Origin of the sequence: Aeromonas sp. sif2416 (genome assembly GCF_019218665.1) — a bacterium.
GTDB lineage: Bacteria > Pseudomonadota > Gammaproteobacteria > Enterobacterales > Aeromonadaceae > Aeromonas > Aeromonas encheleia.
On record NZ_JAHUXC010000005.1, the window covers coordinates 157,684 to 172,882 of the forward strand.

The 15,199-nt window shown below is 62.6% G+C and carries 14 protein-coding genes; 6 read left to right on the forward strand and 8 right to left on the reverse strand.

The annotated features are described in order from the left end of the window. The first annotated feature begins 98 nt into the window (after positions 1-98). Positions 99-1,046 carry an inorganic triphosphatase gene (locus KW821_RS11785; RefSeq protein WP_218291572.1) on the forward strand — a complete coding sequence of 316 codons (948 nt, stop codon included), beginning with the start codon at positions 99-101 and terminating at the stop codon, positions 1,044-1,046. A gap of 82 nt (positions 1,047-1,128) precedes the next feature. On the opposite strand, the gene KW821_RS11790 is transcribed toward KW821_RS11785, so the two are convergent. From KW821_RS11790 to hslR, 8 genes are all read right to left on the reverse strand, one after another. Next, entirely contained in the window at positions 1,129-1,599 is a 471-nt protein-coding gene (locus KW821_RS11790; protein WP_218291573.1) for a glycine zipper 2TM domain-containing protein, read from the reverse strand. Positions 1,600-1,730: 131 nt separating this feature from the next. Next, positions 1,731-2,183 (reverse strand): N-acetyltransferase, encoded by a 453-nt coding sequence (locus KW821_RS11795; RefSeq protein WP_042653139.1) that lies wholly within the window; start codon positions 2,181-2,183, stop codon positions 1,731-1,733. A 107-nt stretch (positions 2,184-2,290) separates the two neighbouring features. Beyond that, positions 2,291-2,695 (reverse strand): nitrous oxide-stimulated promoter family protein, encoded by a 405-nt coding sequence (locus tag KW821_RS11800; protein WP_218291574.1) that lies wholly within the window; start codon positions 2,693-2,695, stop codon positions 2,291-2,293. 102 nt (positions 2,696-2,797) lie between these two features. Beyond that, entirely contained in the window at positions 2,798-4,600 is a 1,803-nt protein-coding gene (locus KW821_RS11805) for an aminopeptidase P family protein (RefSeq protein WP_218291575.1), read from the reverse strand. A gap of 33 nt (positions 4,601-4,633) precedes the next feature. Continuing rightward, positions 4,634-5,299 carry a GntR family transcriptional regulator gene (locus tag KW821_RS11810; protein ID WP_042653136.1) on the reverse strand — a complete coding sequence of 222 codons (666 nt, stop codon included), beginning with the start codon at positions 5,297-5,299 and terminating at the stop codon, positions 4,634-4,636. 176 nt (positions 5,300-5,475) lie between these two features. Then, entirely contained in the window at positions 5,476-7,101 is a 1,626-nt protein-coding gene (gene pckA, locus KW821_RS11815) for a phosphoenolpyruvate carboxykinase (ATP) (protein ID WP_042653135.1), read from the reverse strand. Positions 7,102-7,250: 149 nt separating this feature from the next. After that, entirely contained in the window at positions 7,251-8,135 is an 885-nt protein-coding gene (hslO, locus tag KW821_RS11820; RefSeq protein ID WP_042653134.1) for an Hsp33 family molecular chaperone HslO, read from the reverse strand. Between the two features lie 108 nt (positions 8,136-8,243). Further along, a complete protein-coding gene (gene hslR, locus KW821_RS11825; RefSeq protein WP_042653133.1) occupies positions 8,244-8,642 on the reverse strand; it encodes a ribosome-associated heat shock protein Hsp15 in 399 nt (132 codons plus the stop codon). Positions 8,643-8,830: 188 nt separating this feature from the next. On the opposite strand from hslR, the gene exeC reads away from it, so the two are divergent. The 5 genes from exeC (at position 8,831) to exeG (ending at position 15,195) form a co-directional block, all read left to right on the forward strand. Beyond that, positions 8,831-9,712 (forward strand): GspC family type II secretion system variant ExeC, encoded by an 882-nt coding sequence (exeC, locus tag KW821_RS11830; RefSeq protein WP_277994462.1) that lies wholly within the window; start codon positions 8,831-8,833, stop codon positions 9,710-9,712. A 21-nt stretch (positions 9,713-9,733) separates the two neighbouring features. After that, complete coding sequence (exeD, locus tag KW821_RS11835; RefSeq protein WP_218291577.1) at positions 9,734-11,803, forward strand: GspD family T2SS secretin variant ExeD; 2,070 nt, start codon at positions 9,734-9,736, stop codon at positions 11,801-11,803. Then, positions 11,803-13,308 (forward strand): GspE family T2SS ATPase variant ExeE, encoded by a 1,506-nt coding sequence (gene exeE / locus KW821_RS11840; protein ID WP_042653130.1) that lies wholly within the window; start codon positions 11,803-11,805, stop codon positions 13,306-13,308. The genes exeD and exeE overlap by 1 nt, the downstream gene beginning before the upstream one ends. A 135-nt stretch (positions 13,309-13,443) precedes the next feature. Further along, positions 13,444-14,664, forward strand: coding sequence for a GspF family T2SS innner membrane protein variant ExeF (gene exeF, locus KW821_RS11845; RefSeq protein ID WP_042653129.1), 1,221 nt, complete (start codon positions 13,444-13,446; stop codon positions 14,662-14,664). A gap of 99 nt (positions 14,665-14,763) precedes the next feature. After that, complete coding sequence (gene exeG, locus KW821_RS11850) at positions 14,764-15,195, forward strand: GspG family T2SS major pseudopilin variant ExeG (protein WP_042653128.1); 432 nt, start codon at positions 14,764-14,766, stop codon at positions 15,193-15,195. Positions 15,196-15,199 lie beyond the last annotated feature (4 nt).

Sequence of the window (15,199 nt, forward strand, 5' to 3'; positions counted from 1 at the left end):
ATCAATAAAACCGTGAATTAATCCTGACGTATCGCTGGCATTATATCCTCGCGATCCGGATCATGCCCCCCAAAGTTGCCTGCCAGCCCGGAATGACTATGCAAACTGAGATCGAGATAAAGTTTTTCGTCGCCAGAGACATCCAAGAGTCCCTCTCCAACCTTCTGAATTCGCTTGAGATTATCTCATCTTCCCGGGTCGAGCTCGGCAATGTCTATTTCGATACGCCCGAGCTGGATTTGCGTCGACTCGACATGGGATTGCGTATCCGCCGCAGCGATAAATTTTCTGAACAAACCATCAAATGCCGGGGCCAGGTGGTCGGCGGACTGCATGCCAGGCCCGAATACAATGCCCCCGTGAGCGGCACACTGCCGACCCTGGCCGCCTTCCCCGCGGAGATCTGGCCCAGCCTCGAGCTGCGTGACGCGATCCAGGACCAGCTGGTTGCCCAGTTCAGGACCGACTTCGTGCGCCGTTACTGGCTGATCGCCTTCGAGGGCGCCGAGATCGAACTGGCCTGGGATCGGGGAGAGATCGTCGGCTCCCTGGGGCGCAGCGAGATCGATGAGCTGGAGCTGGAGCTCAAGTCCGGCACGGCGAACGCCCTGTTCGCCCTGGCGGCGCGGCTGGCCGGGCTGGGCGGCGTCAGGCTGGGGGCACAGTCCAAGGCGCAGCGGGGCTACCGGCTGGCGGGGCTCGGCAAGCCCCTGGCTGTGCAGCCCTTGCCGGATGCCGGCGGTCTCGCCGCCGCGGCCTGCATCACCCTCGGCCTGCAACACTGGCAGCATCATGAGCAGCTCTGGCTGGAGTCTGAGGGGGTCGAGCGGCAGCAGGCACTGGCGGGTATCTTGCAGGGAGTGACCCTGCTGAGCGAGGCGGCGGCGACCCTGGCGGTGGCGCCATCCTGGCTACCGCCGTTCCTGGCCCAGCACGCCTCGCTGGCGCAAGAGGCGGACGGCGAACGGCTGTCGGCCCTGCTCCACGGCGCCGATTACGTGGGGCTGCAACTGGCCATCGCGGCCTGGCTGCATCTGGGCCATTGAGGCCATAGTCAGATAGCAAAAAACAGATAGTAAAAAGGTGAGCCTGGGCTCACCTTTTTTGTGCTCGAACGGTAGCCGGCGGTCAGTTCACCACGGCCACGTTGATGCTGCCGTTGCCCTGGGTCATGCGGACACGGGCACCGGGTACGAAGGTCGGGCTGGCTTTTTGCACCACCACTATGGATTCGCCGTTCTCTTTCTTGATCTCGAGTTCGACCCCGTCGACCTGATTGAGCTTGTCACCGGCGGCCTTGCCGGCGGCGGCACCGGCGATGGCACCCCCGGCGGCGGCGATGTCACTGCCCCGGCCTCCGCCTATGGTGCTGCCGAGCAGGCCACCGACCACGGCGCCACCCAGGGTGCCGAGCAGGGAGTTCTCGTCTGCCTGGATCTTGACCGGGCGGGTGGAGAGGATGGTGCCGTAGCTGACGGTCTGCACCTGTTTGGCGCGATCCTTGGTGTAGACGTCGCCGGAGTAGACGTCGCTGTTGGCACAGCCGGTGATGGCGGTGGTCGCGGCCAGCAGGGTAACGAGAGTAATGCTTTTCAACATGATGAGCCTCCTGGGCGGGCATCTGGTTAATCTGGTTGTTGGATCTGACTTTACGCCAACCGGATTGCGCATGAAACCCGCAAAGTGTAACCAATTATGTGATTTCGGGACCGTCCCAGCCCGGCCGGGGATCAGCCCAGCCGCTTTTCCAGCAGCAGGCGATCCTCGCCCGGGCCAAAGTAGTCCCGCTCCTCGCTCAGCTGCACATAGCCGAGGCGAAAGTAGAGGCGCTGGGCCGGATTGACCGGGTCGACGGTCAGCCTGACCCGCTCGACCCGCAGCCCTGCCAGCGCCTGCTCGACCCGCAGCATCATGCGTTCGGCCAGGCCAAAACCGCGCGCCTCCGGCAGCACGGCCAGGGAGAGCAGCCAGCCTTGCGAGCTATCCTGCCCCAGGCCGCCCAGGGCATAGCCAAGCAGCCTGCCATCCAGTTCCGCCACCAGCAGCAGCTCGGGCCACAGATCCATGGCCTGGCGGAAGAAGAAGCCGGGATAGACATCCTCCCCGAAGACGCTGACATCGAGCTGCCAGATGGCGTGCATGTCGGTGTGGCGGGCCACTCTCAAAACGGGGGGCTGGTGCATCTTGGCTCCTGGGATCCGGTACGCGCTGCCGTTCGGCAGTCAAAAGAGCCACAGGGTAGTGAGCCCGTTCGCACGATGCAAGCGATCTGGCGGACGGCATCGAGGGATCAGGGCGGCAGCGGCCTGCCGTAGGGGCGTCTGGGGGCCTTGCGGCGACTGTCCAGCAGATGGCGCAGGGCGAGCCAGGGGTGATGCCACAGCATGCGAGGACCGCTCCACTTCATGATCAGCTGGATCTGCTTGCGCATGGCGGGGGCATAACAGTGGATGTCGCACTTGGCGCAGGTCGGTTTGTGGCCGTGACCATAACGGCAGCGCCGCAGGCGCTGGTGGGCGAATTCCTGCAACTGCTGGCAGTGCCGGCAGTCGCTGTCTTGGTGGTGATGGTGGCAGTAGAGGCGGATCATGGCGCTGACCGTCAACTGCTCCCGCCTGAGCCTGGGATGCTCGGGTGCCTGGCTGGCACCGGCACTGCGACGAGTGCCTGGTTGATTGGAGTTCATGGCTGCCATTGTCCCGACCTGCTCGCAACGGGTGTTGATACAGGTCAAAGCCGGAGGCAAAAAAACAGGGCCCTTGGGCCCTGTGTCGTCAGACAACTCGATTGTCTGCGATTAGATGAGGCTGGTTGCCTGCTCCAGCCAGGCGAGATCCTCGCCGTCCAGCAGCGGGCTCAGGCGGCGGAAGACTTCCATATGGTAGTCGTTGATCCAGCGGAACTCGGTCGGGCTCAACAGGCTGCGATCGATGAGACGCGTATCGAACGGCACATAGGTCAGCCGCTCGAAGCCGAGCATCGGCAACTCACCGATCTGCTCCTGCTCGGTCACCACCACCAGGTTCTCACAGCGAATGCCGAACGCATTCTCCCGGTAGTAGCCCGGCTCGTTGGAGAGCACCATGCCCGGCTGCAACGGCACCAGGCTGCCCTTGGGGGCGATGCGCTGCGGGCCTTCGTGCACGCTCAGGAAGTGGCCGACGCCGTGACCTGTGCCGTGGTCGTAGTTGTAACCGGCCTGCCACAGCGGCATGCGGGCCAGCACGTCGAGCTGGATGCCGGCGGTGCCGCGGGGGAAGCGGGCCTGATCCAGGGCGATGTGACCCTGCAGCACCCGGGTGAACATGGCCTTGTGCTCATCTGTTACCTCACCCACCTTGAGGGTGCGGGTGATGTCGGTGGTGCCGTCCAGATACTGAGCACCGGAGTCCACCAGATAGATGCTGTCCTGGCCGAAGGCGCGCGGCACGCCATTGGTGTGACGGTAATGGCACATGGCGGCGTTGGGGCCGAGCGCGGAGATGGTGTCGAAGCTCGGCTCCACATAGTGATCCTGCTCGCGGCGGAAGGCTTCCAGCCGATCGGCCAGGGTGCCCTCATCCACTCCCTCGAACTCGCCGGCGGCGATCAGGCGATCCAGCCAGGCGAGGAAGCGGGTGACGGCGACGCCATCGCGCAGGTGGGCGCGCTGCATGCCAGCCAGCTCCACCTCGTTCTTGCACGCCTTGGGCAGCATGGTCGGATCCTGACCGGCCACCAGGATGGCGCCCGCCTCTTCCATGGTGAGCTGGGTCCAGGCGTTGGCGGTGTTCGGATCGGCCAGCACCTTCTGCTGATCTTCCCCGATGCGCTGCAGCACGTCACCCAGCTTGTCGATGGGATAGACGGAGACATCCTGTCCCACGTGGCGGGAGAAGGCGACGCAGTCGATCTTGTCGGTGTCGACGAAGAAATCCATGCTGGTGTTGGCGTAGAGCACGGCAAAGCCGAGCACCACCGGCAGACGCTCCACGTCGCGGCCGCGCAGGTTGAGCAGCCAGTTGATGGGCTCGGCCTGGGTCAGCAGCACCGCATCCAGGCCGGGCTTGCGCAGATCGCTCGCCAGCAGCTCCCGCTTGGCCTGGCTCGACTGGCCCGCCAACTCCTCGCTGTAGAGGATGACCGGGGTCTTGGTCGGGGCGGGGCGATCGGCCCAGTGCAGATCGATGAGGTTCTCCTCGACCCGTACCAGCGCGATGCCGCGCTCGCTCAGTAGCGCCTTGGCGTTCTGGTACCAGGCCAGGCTGTGCAGCCGGGCGTCGAAGCCGACCCGGGCGCCGGACGGCAACTGCTCTGCCAGCCACTGCACATGGGGATCTTCGTTCAGGTGAAGAAACTCAAACAGCTCGGCCGGTGCCTGCAGGCGGGCCTGCACCGTATAACGACCGTCGATGAACAGGGCCGCCCGCTGCGCCATGATGATGGCGAGCCCGGCGGAGCCGTTGAAACCCGTGATCCAGTCCAGACGTTCGGCGTAGGCGGGGATGTACTCCCCCAGGTGCTCGTCGTCGTGGGGGACGATGAAGGCGTCCAGCTCCAACGTGGCCAGAGTGGTCCTGACCTGGGCGACGCGGGTTTCAATAATCTCGAAATGGTTCATGTCGTTAATGCCAGATTGTGGTGAGGTGAGTGTTCACTGGTGGTGGCCGTTGGCCAGGATCTGCTTGACCGACTGGCCTGCCGCCTCGATGTGTTGCTTGAGCAGTACCACGGCTTCGTGCTTGCGACGGGCGCGGCACAGCTCCAGCAGCTTGGCGTGTTCGCGTTCGGCCTTGTCTATGCCGCCCTGAGCAAACAGCAGCTCGAAGCGCACATAGCGATCGCAGCTCAGATTGATCTGGGCGATCAGCTCCAGTGCCCGGGGGCGATTGGCGGCCTGATAGAGGGTGGCGTGAAAACGGTGGTTCAACTCGGCCCAGTGTTCTATCTGGGTGCCCGATTCGAGTGCCTGATCAAACTGGGCCAGGATGGCTTGTGCCTGGGCGAAGGTCTCCTCCGTCATCATGTCGACGGCGTGGAACAGGGTATCGGCTTCCAGCAGGGCTCGCAAATAAAAGAGCTCTTCGATGGCCGAGGCCTCCAGCATGGTGACCACGGCGCCGCGATGGGCCTCGAATTTCACCAGCCCCTGCGCCTCCAACTGCATCAGCGCCTCCCGCACCGGAATGCGGCTCACCGCCAGCTCCTTGGCGATGGCGTCCTGGCGCAGCGGGGCGCCGGCGGGAAATTCACCGCGCAGGATCCGGCCGCGGAGGTTCTCCATCACCATCTGGGTGCGGGTCTGATAGGGTGGGTTCATGCTCGGGTCACAGGGCGTCGTTACAAAATTGTATATTGTATACAGTTGGCTGAATCTAACGCGCAACCGTCGGCAAGGCAAGGCATGGCAGGGGCCAAAGGTCGGGTATTGGTCAAAAAAATACCGGCCAACGAGGTTGACCGGTATGGGATGACAGTAACCGAGGGGCGCTGGCGTTACAGCTGCGGGCCCGCGGCGACCAGGCGTTTGCCCTCTTCGGTGTCGGTGAAACGCTCGAAGTTCTTGATGAAACGCTCGGCCAGATCGACCGCCTTGGCGTCCCACTCGGCCTGGTCGGCGTAAGTGTCGCGCGGGTCTAGGATGGCCGGGTTCACATCGTGCAGTGCGGTCGGCACTTCCAGATTGAAGATCGGCAGGGTCTTGGTCTGCGCCTTCTCGATGGAGCCATCCAGGATGGCGTCGATGATGGCACGGGTATCCTTGATGGAGATCCGTTTGCCGGTGCCGTTCCAGCCGGTGTTGACCAGGTAGGCCTCGGCGCCGGCGGCTTCCATCCGTTTCACCAGCTCCTGGCCGTACTTGGTCGGGTGCAGGCTGAGGAAGGCTGCGCCGAAGCAGGAGGAGAAGGTCGGGGTCGGCTCGGTGATGCCGCGCTCGGTACCGGCCAGCTTGGCGGTGAAGCCGGACAGGAAGTGATACTTGGTCTGCTCCTTGGTCAGCTTGGCGACCGGGGGCAGCACCCCGAAGGCATCGGCGGTCAGGAAGATCACCTTGGTGGCATGACCCGCCTTGGAGACCGGCTTGACGATGTTCTCGATGTGATAGATGGGGTAGGAGACCCGGGTGTTCTCGGTGCGGGAGCCGTCGTTGAAGTCGATGGTGCCATCGGCGGCCACGGTCACGTTCTCCAGCAACGCATCGCGACGGATGGCGTTGTAGATGTCCGGTTCGGCTTCCTTGGAGAGCTTGATGGTCTTGGCGTAGCAGCCGCCTTCGAAGTTGAACACGCCGTCATCGTCCCAGCCGTGCTCGTCATCGCCGATCAGCTGGCGCTTGGGATCGGTGGAAAGGGTGGTCTTACCGGTGCCGGACAGGCCGAAGAAGATGGCCACGTCGCCGTCCTGACCCACGTTGGCGGAGCAGTGCATGGAGGCCATGCCGCGCAGGGGCAGGAAGTAGTTCATCATGGAGAACATCCCCTTCTTCATCTCGCCACCGTACCAGGTGCCGCCGATGAGCTGGATCTTCTCGGTCAGATTGAAGGCGACGAAGTTCTCGGAGTTGAGCCCCTGCTCCTGCCAGTTCGGGTTGGTGCACTTGGCACCGTTCATCACCACGAAGTCCGGCTTGAAGGTCTTGAGTTCTTCCTCGCTCGGGCGAATGAACATGTTCTTGACGAAGTGAGCCTGCCAGGCCACCTCGGTGATGATGCGTACCGCCAGGCGGGTATCCGGGTTGGCGCCACAGTAGCCATCCACTACGAACAGACGCTTGCCGGAGAGCTGTTTGGTCACCAGGGATTTTAGATGTGACCAGACTTCCGGGCTCAGTGCCTTGTTATCGTTTTTACCCTGGTCAGACCACCATACAGTGTTCTGGGTAGTGGCGTCCTTGACGATATATTTATCTTTTGGGGAACGTCCGGTAAAGATGCCGGTGTTGACATTGACTGCGCCCAGCTCGGTGACGACACCTCGCTCGAATCCTTCCAGGTCTGGGCGGGTCTCTTCTGCGAAAAGCTGCTCATAGGAGGGGTTGCGAACGATTTCTTGGCTGTTTTTGATGCCGTACTGGTCTAGTTGTAATTGTTGGGCCAGGGTGGGTTCTGCCACGATAGTCATTATGTTCTCCTGGGTTCAGAGGTTTGTAGGGTTCTATCTGGCTTTCATGCTACCACCTAGGTGGTAGATTTTAGCGATCGCCATCAAACTTTATAAAATAGGGTATTTTTTTGTTATTTAAGTTAAAGGCGGGTTTGACCCGCCTTCATTTAGTGTAACTTGTTTGCATCATTATCGGGAGCCCTGCTGAACAGGGTTTCGATGTCGATCCCATCGAATTGGTACTCTGCGCCGCAATAGTCGCAGTGCATGTCGATCTTGCCGAGCTCCTGCACCATGGCCAGCGCTTCCTCCTTCTCTATCTGCAGCAGGGCCCCTTCGCAGCGGGCGCGGGAGCAGGTGCAGCGGAACTCGATCGCCTGGGGATCGAACACCCGCACCTTGTCCTGGTGATAGAGGCGGTAGAGGATCTCCTCGGCCTCCAGGCCAAACAGCTCTGCGTCCTTGATGGTGCTGGTGAGCTGGATTAGATGATCGAAGTCGGCGCTGTGATCCTCGCTCTGGGCCGGCAGCTCCTGCAGCAGGATGCCGGCGGCGCGGGGGCTCCCCTCATGATGACCGGTGCGGATCCAGAGCCGGGTGGCGAGTTGCTCGGACTGGGCGAAGTACTGCTCAAGGCAGCCGGCCAGGGTGTCGGATTCGAGGGCGATGATGCCCTGATAGCGCTCGCCCTGCTCCGGGCTGATGGTGATCACCAGCTGGCCGTTGCCGATCAGGCTCTGCAGCTTGCCATCGCTCGGCAGGTCGCCTTCGTAGCGGGCGACGCCACGCAACTGCTGGTTGTGATCGCCGTTGATCACCGCCAGGCGAACCGGACCGTCCCCTTGCAACTGCACCGTGATGGAGCCTTCAAACTTGAGGGTGGCGGTCAGCAGGCTGGTGGCGACCAGCAGTTCACCCAACAACTTTTGCACCTGCACCGGGTAGTTCTGGGCTTCCACGATGTGGCGGTAGGTGCTGTCCAGCTGGACCAGCTCCCCACGCACTTCGTACTCTTCGAACAGATAGCGATACAGGAGATCTTGGTTACTCATCATGCATTCCTAGGGTCTTCGGTGGTGTAAATTGATAAATATTTTGTTAAACAGGCGGTTAGGAACTTATCTAGCCGCCTGGCGTCATAAAAGGGCCATCAAGGTGGACTAATATTGTTTGACCTTGAGCAGCTGGCGCCGTTCCTGCTTGTCGGGACGACGCTCGGGGCTTGGGGCAAACTGGCTGTTGAAACGCCGCGCCTCGCTGTTCTGGGCCCGTTTCTTCAGGCTCTCCTCGGTCTCTTCATAGAGCTGCTGGGCGAGGGGGGCCGACTTGCGCTGCTCGCTGACTTGCAGCACTCTGACTTCCCGCTCGTCCTGGCCTTGCCAGAAGCGGATGAGGGCGCCGGTTTCGACTATCTTCCCCGGCTTGCTGCGCTGGCCGTTATAATGCACCTTGCCGCCATCTATCTGGTCCCGGGCCAGGCTGCGGGTCTTGTAGAAACGCGCGGCCCACAACCATTTGTCGAGACGGACCTGGATTGTGCTTTCTGCTGGATTCGCCATGAATCGACTCCGGGATGGCTGAAAGGGGAGCTTGATTATACCAGAGGCAGGCCCCTGGATAGAAACAGGGGGACAGGGTGTGACGGGATCTGGATTTTCACCGCGTCATCCCATCCGGTCGGTTGTCTCTGGGTCCATTGCCGTACACAATAGCCAATCGATATGGATGCCAGAATATTTTGAGAAACATGACGCTACCGTTCAGGGGTGATTTATTCAGTACCCTTCTGGCTCGTTGCAACCGCGTGCCACTCTCCCGTTTCAGCCAACCGCTGTTCTGGTTGCTGCTGCTGCTGTTGGCCCATCAGTGTGCCGGCCTCACCTGGCGTCTGTTCGATCTGACCCAGAGCTCGCGTAATCCCGCCTGGCAGCCATCGGTCGTGGCCGGTCAGGGAGGCGAAGCCTCCCGCCTCGATCTCAGCAATGTCAGCCGGCTCTCCCTGTTTGGCAAGGCGCCGCAGCAGGCCCAGGCGGCCGATGTGGCCGCGGCCGTCGCGGCGGATGCCCCCAAGACCCAGCTCAACGCCCAGCTCAACGGGGTATTGGCGAGCTCTGACTCCACCAAATCCATCGCCATCATCGCCCACAACGGCCTGCAAAACTCCTATGGCATCGGCGATTACATCGACGGTACCCAGGCCAAGATCCGGCAGGTATTTGCCGATCGGGTCATCATCGCCCGCGATGGCCGTGACGAGACCCTGATGCTGGATGGCGAGGAGTACGGCAAACCGCTGCCCAAGGTGGCGCGCCAGGCTGGTCAGCTCTCCTCGGTGCGCAGCGAATTGATGAGCAACCCTGGCAAGATCACCGATTATCTCAATATCTCCCCGGTCCGGGTCGATGGCCGCATGGTCGGCTATCGCCTCAACCCGGGCAGCAAACCTGAACTGTTCACTCAACTCGGACTGGTCGCCAACGATCTGGCGGTCAGCATCAATGGCCTGGATCTGCGGGATAACGCACAGGCCATGCAGGCTATGCAGCAAGTGGCTGGCGCCACGGAAATGACCGTCACCGTCGAACGGCAAGGACAGCTCTACGATGTGTATGTCGGCTTGTCAGAATAATGAATTGGAGTAGCACCAAGAATGATAAATAAAGGGAAAGGCTGGCGTCTGGCCACGGTTGCGGCGGCCTTGATGATGGCAGGCTCCGCCTGGGCCACCGAGTATGCCGCCAGTTTCAAGAATGCCGATATCGAAGAGTTCATCAACACGGTCGGCAAGAACCTGAACAAGACCATCATCATCGAGCCCTCGGTGCGCGGCAAGATCAATGTCCGCAGTTACGATCTGCTCAATGAGGATCAGTACTACCAGTTCTTCCTGAGCGTGCTCGACGTCTATGGCTTCGCCGTGGTGCCCATGAACAACGGAGTGCTCAAGGTGGTGCGCTCCAAGGATGCCAAGACCTCCTCCATCCCGGTGGTGGACGACAGCAACCCTGGCGTGGGTGACGAGATGGTGACCCGGGTAGTGCCGGTGCGCAACGTCTCGGTGCGCGAACTGGCGCCCCTGTTGCGCCAACTCAACGACAACGCCGGCGGCGGCAACGTGGTGCACTACGAGCCCTCCAACGTGCTGCTGATCACCGGCCGTGCCGCCGTGGTGAATCGTCTGGTCGAGGTCGTGCGCCGGGTAGACCGGGCGGGGGATCAGGACATGGACGTCATCAAGCTGAGATATGCCTCGGCCGGCGAGATGGTGCGGCTGGTGACCAACCTCAACAAGGATGGCAACAACCAGGGGGCCAACGCCTCCATACTGCTCTCTCCCAAGGTGGTGGCGGACGAGCGCACCAACTCGGTGGTGATCAGCGGTGAGCCCAAGGCGCGGGCCCGCATCATCCAGATGGTGCGTCAGCTCGACAAGGATCTGCAGAGCCAGGGCAACACCCGGGTCTTCTACCTGAAATATGGCAAGGCCAAGGATCTGGTGGATGTGCTCAAGGGGGTCAGCTCCAGCATCGCGGCCGACAAGAAGGGCGGTGGGGCGGCGGCGGCTGCCGGCGGCGCCAGCATAGGTGGCGGCCAGCTGGCCATCTCCGCCGACGAGACCACCAATGCGTTGGTGATCACCGCCCAGCCGGACGTGATGGCCGAGCTGGAGCAGGTCATCGCCAAGCTCGACATCCGCCGTGCCCAGGTGCTGGTGGAGGCGATCATCGTCGAGATCCAGGACGGCGACGGCCTGAACCTCGGGGTGCAGTGGGCCAATGCCAACGGCGGCGGCACCCAGTTCACCAATACCGGTCTGCCGATCGGGCCGGCCATCATCGCGGGCAAGGACTACAAGGATAACGGCAACACCGAGGGGCTCGAAAACCTGCTTGGCAGCTTCAGCGGCATGGCCGCCGGCTTCTACAAGGGCGACTGGGCCATGCTGGTGACGGCGCTGTCGACCAACACCAAGAACGACATCCTCTCGACCCCGAGCATAGTCACCATGGACAACCACGAAGCCTCCTTCAACGTCGGCCAGGAAGTGCCGGTGCAGAGTGGCTCCCAGAGTTCCACCACCAGCGATCAGGTGTTCAACACCATAGAGCGCAAGACGGTGGGGACCAAGCTGGTGGTGACGCCCCAGATCAACGAAGGGGACTCCGTCTTGCTCAACATAGAGCAAGAGGTCTCCAGCGTGGCCCAGGCCCAGGCGGCCGGAACTGCCAACCTGGGTCCGACCTTCGATACCCGTACCGTCAAGAACGCGGTGCTGGTCAAGAGTGGCGAGACTGTGGTGCTGGGCGGCCTGATGGATGAGCAGACCAAGGAGCAGGTTTCCAAGGTCCCGCTGCTCGGCGACATCCCGGTGCTGGGCTACCTGTTCCGCTCCACCTCCAACACCACCGCCAAGCGCAACCTGATGGTGTTTATCCGACCGACCATCTTGCGGGATGCCAACGTTTACTCCGGCGTCTCCAGCAACAAGTACACCCTGTTCCGCGCCGAGCAGCTGAACCTGGCGGCCGAGGAGGGCTATGCCACCTCGCCGGCCCGCCAGGTGCTGCCCGCCTATGGTCAGGACGTGATGCTCTCCCCCGAGGTGCAAAAGCAGATTGAGCTGATGAAGGCCCAGCAGCAGGCGACCGCCACCGGGGCGCATTCCCAGGTGCAACAGGCGCCGGCCCAGGGGCAACCCTTCGTGCAGGGACAGCCCTGATGGCGGCCTACCAACTCGATGGATCCGACTTGCCGGCGGCGCTGCCCGAGCTGCCTTTTGCCTTCGCCCGCAACTTCGGGGTGATCCTGACCGAGCGGCAGGGCGCCCCCCTGCTGTTCTGTCGTCAGGGCGTCGCGCCGCAGACCCTGCTGGAGGTGCGGCGCGTGGCGGGATGCAACTTCGCGGTGGAGCAGCTGGGCAGCGACGAATTCGAAGATCTGCTGACTGCCCACTACCAGCGTGACTCCTCCGAGGCACGCCAGCTGATGGAGGATCTCGGCAACGAGATGGACTTCTTCGCCCTGGCGGAGGAGTTGCCCCAGAGCGAGGATCTGCTTGACGCCGACGACGATGCCCCCATCATCCGTCTCATCAACGCCATGTTGAGCGAGGCGATCAAGGAGGAGGCATCCGACATCCACATCGAGACCTTCGAGCGGGTGCTGGTCATCCGGTTCCGCATCGATGGGGTGCTGCGGGAAATCCTGCGGCCCCATCGCAAGCTCGCCTCCCTGCTGGTGTCGCGCATCAAGGTCATGTCCCGCATGGACATAGCCGAGAAGCGGGTGCCCCAGGATGGGCGCATCTCCCTGCGCATCGGCGGCCGGGCGGTGGACGTGCGGGTCTCGACCATGCCGTCGAGCTATGGCGAGCGGGTGGTGCTGCGTCTGCTCGACAAGAACAACGTGCGGCTCGAGCTCAAGCAGCTCGGCATGACGCTGGCCAATCGCAAGATCATCAGCGAGCTCATCCGCAAGCCCCACGGCATCATCCTGGTGACAGGCCCGACCGGCTCTGGCAAGTCCACCACCCTCTACGCGGCGCTGTCCGAGATCAACTCGCGGGACCGCAACATTCTGACGGTGGAAGATCCCATCGAATATGACCTGGAGGGGGTCGGCCAGACCCAGGTCAACAGCAAGGTCGACATGACCTTCGCCCGCGGCCTGCGCGCCATCCTGCGTCAGGATCCCGACGTGGTAATGGTGGGGGAGATCCGCGATCTGGAGACCGCTCAGATAGCGGTGCAGGCGTCGCTGACCGGTCACCTGGTGATGTCGACCCTGCACACCAACACCGCCATCGGTGCCATCACCCGGATGCGGGACATGGGGATCGAGTCCTTCCTGCTCTCCTCCTCGCTGCTGGCGGTGCTGGCCCAGCGGCTGGTGCGCACCCTCTGCCCGGATTGCCGCACCCAGCACCCCATCACCGAGCAGGAGCGGCTCGCCATGGGCATCGAGCTGGCGCCGGATCAGCTGATGTGGCGCCCGGTCGGCTGCGAGCAGTGCAACCATACCGGCTATCGTGGCCGGACCGGCATCCATGAGCTGGTGGTGATCGATGACACAGTGCGCGAGGCGATCCACGGTGCCAGCGGCGAGCTGGTCATCGAGCGCCTGATCCGGGGCCATACCCCCAGCATCCGCCGCGATGGCATCGACAAGGTGCTGCTGGGCCAGACCAGCCTGGAAGAGGTATTGCGGGTGACCCGGGAAGATTGATCTCGTCCGGCACAGGCAAGCTGCCCAAGGGGCAGAGCCAAATCCAGGAAGAGGTGCTGCGCGTGACCCGGCAAGATTGACCGGCACATCGGCATTTGAATAGCATCACGGCGCCAGCGCAGGAGAGCAACAGGATTGGCAGCATTTGAATACAAGGCCCTCGACGGCCGGGGCAGACAAAAATCCGGGGTGATGGAGGGTGACTCCGCCCGCCAGATACGCCAGCTGCTGCGCGAGCAGGGACTGACCCCGCTCGAGGTGAACGAGACCACCGAGAAGGCGAAGCGGGAGGCGAATCGCTTCGTGCTGTTCCGGCGCGGGGCGTCCACCTCCGAGCTGGCGCTGATCACCCGCCAGCTGGCGACCCTGGTGGGAGCCGGCCTCACCATAGAGGAGGCGCTGCGGGCGGTGGCCGAGCAGTGCGAGAAGGCTCATTTGCGCAGCCTGGTGGCGACGGTGCGCAGCAAGGTGGTGGAGGGCTACTCCCTTGCCGACTCCCTTGGTGCCTTCCCCCATGTTTTCGATCAGCTGTTTCGCTCCATGGTGGCGGCCGGGGAGAAGTCCGGGCACCTGGAGAAGGTGCTGAACCGGCTCGCCGATTACACCGAGCAGCGCCAGCATATGCGCACCAAGCTGCTGCAGGCGATGATCTACCCCATAGTGCTCACCCTGGTGGCGGTGGGGGTCATCTCCATACTGCTCACCGCCGTGGTGCCCAAGGTGGTGGCCCAGTTCGAGCACATGGGCCAGCAACTGCCGGCGACCACCCGCTTCCTCATCGGTACCAGCGAGTTGATGCAGCACTACGGGCTCTGGTTCCTGCTGCTGCTGTTTATCGGTGGCTTTGTCTGGCGCTGGTGGCTCAGCGATGAGACCCGGCGCCGCCACTGGCACGGGGTGTTGCTGCGCCTGCCGGTGATAGGCCGGGTCAGCCGCGGCCTCAACACCGCCCGCTTCGCCCGCACCTTAAGCATCCTCAACGCCAGCGCGGTGCCGCTGCTGGAGGGGATGAAGATCGCCGGCGAGGTGCTCTCCAACGACTTCGCCCGCAACCGGATCGGCGAGGCGACCGAGCGGGTGCGTGAGGGTACCAGCCTGCGCAAGGCACTGAATGAAACCAAGATTTTTCCGCCCATGATGCTGCACATGATCGCCTCAGGCGAGCAGAGCGGCGAGCTCGACAGCATGCTGGAGCGGGCGGCAGACAACCAGGACAGGGAGTTCGAAACCCAGGTGAACATCGCCCTCGGGGTGTTCGAACCCATGCTGGTGGTCTCCATGGCAGGGGTGGTGCTGTTTATCGTGATGTCGATCCTGCAGCCTATCCTCGAGCTCAACAACATGGTCAACCTGTGATGGGGAGGGCGAAGGCCGTCACCACCACGGGGACCGAACACGATCACATGATCATTTTCCGATGACACACGTCATCTCATTCGTTAGGGAGTCATAGCAATGCACAAGCGTCGTCAAGCCGGTTTTACCCTGCTGGAAGTCATGGTGGTCATCGTGATCCTGGGGATCCTGGCCAGTCTGGTGGTGCCCAATCTGATGGGCAACAAGGAGAAGGCGGATCAGCAGAAGGCGGTTTCCGACATAGTCGCGCTGGAGAATGCCCTCGACATGTACAAGCTGGACAACAACCGCTACCCGACCACGGAGCAGGGCCTGGATGCGCTGGTCAACAAGCCGACCGCCGCCCCTGAGCCGCGCAGCTACCGGGAAGGGGGCTACATCAAGCGCCTGCCGCAGGATCCCTGGGGCAACCAGTACCAGCTGCTGAGCCCGGGCCAGTTTGGCAAGCTCGACATCTTCAGCACCGGGCTGGATGGCGAGGCCGGTACCGATGATGACATCGGCAACTGGAACCTGAAGGACTTCCAATAAGTGA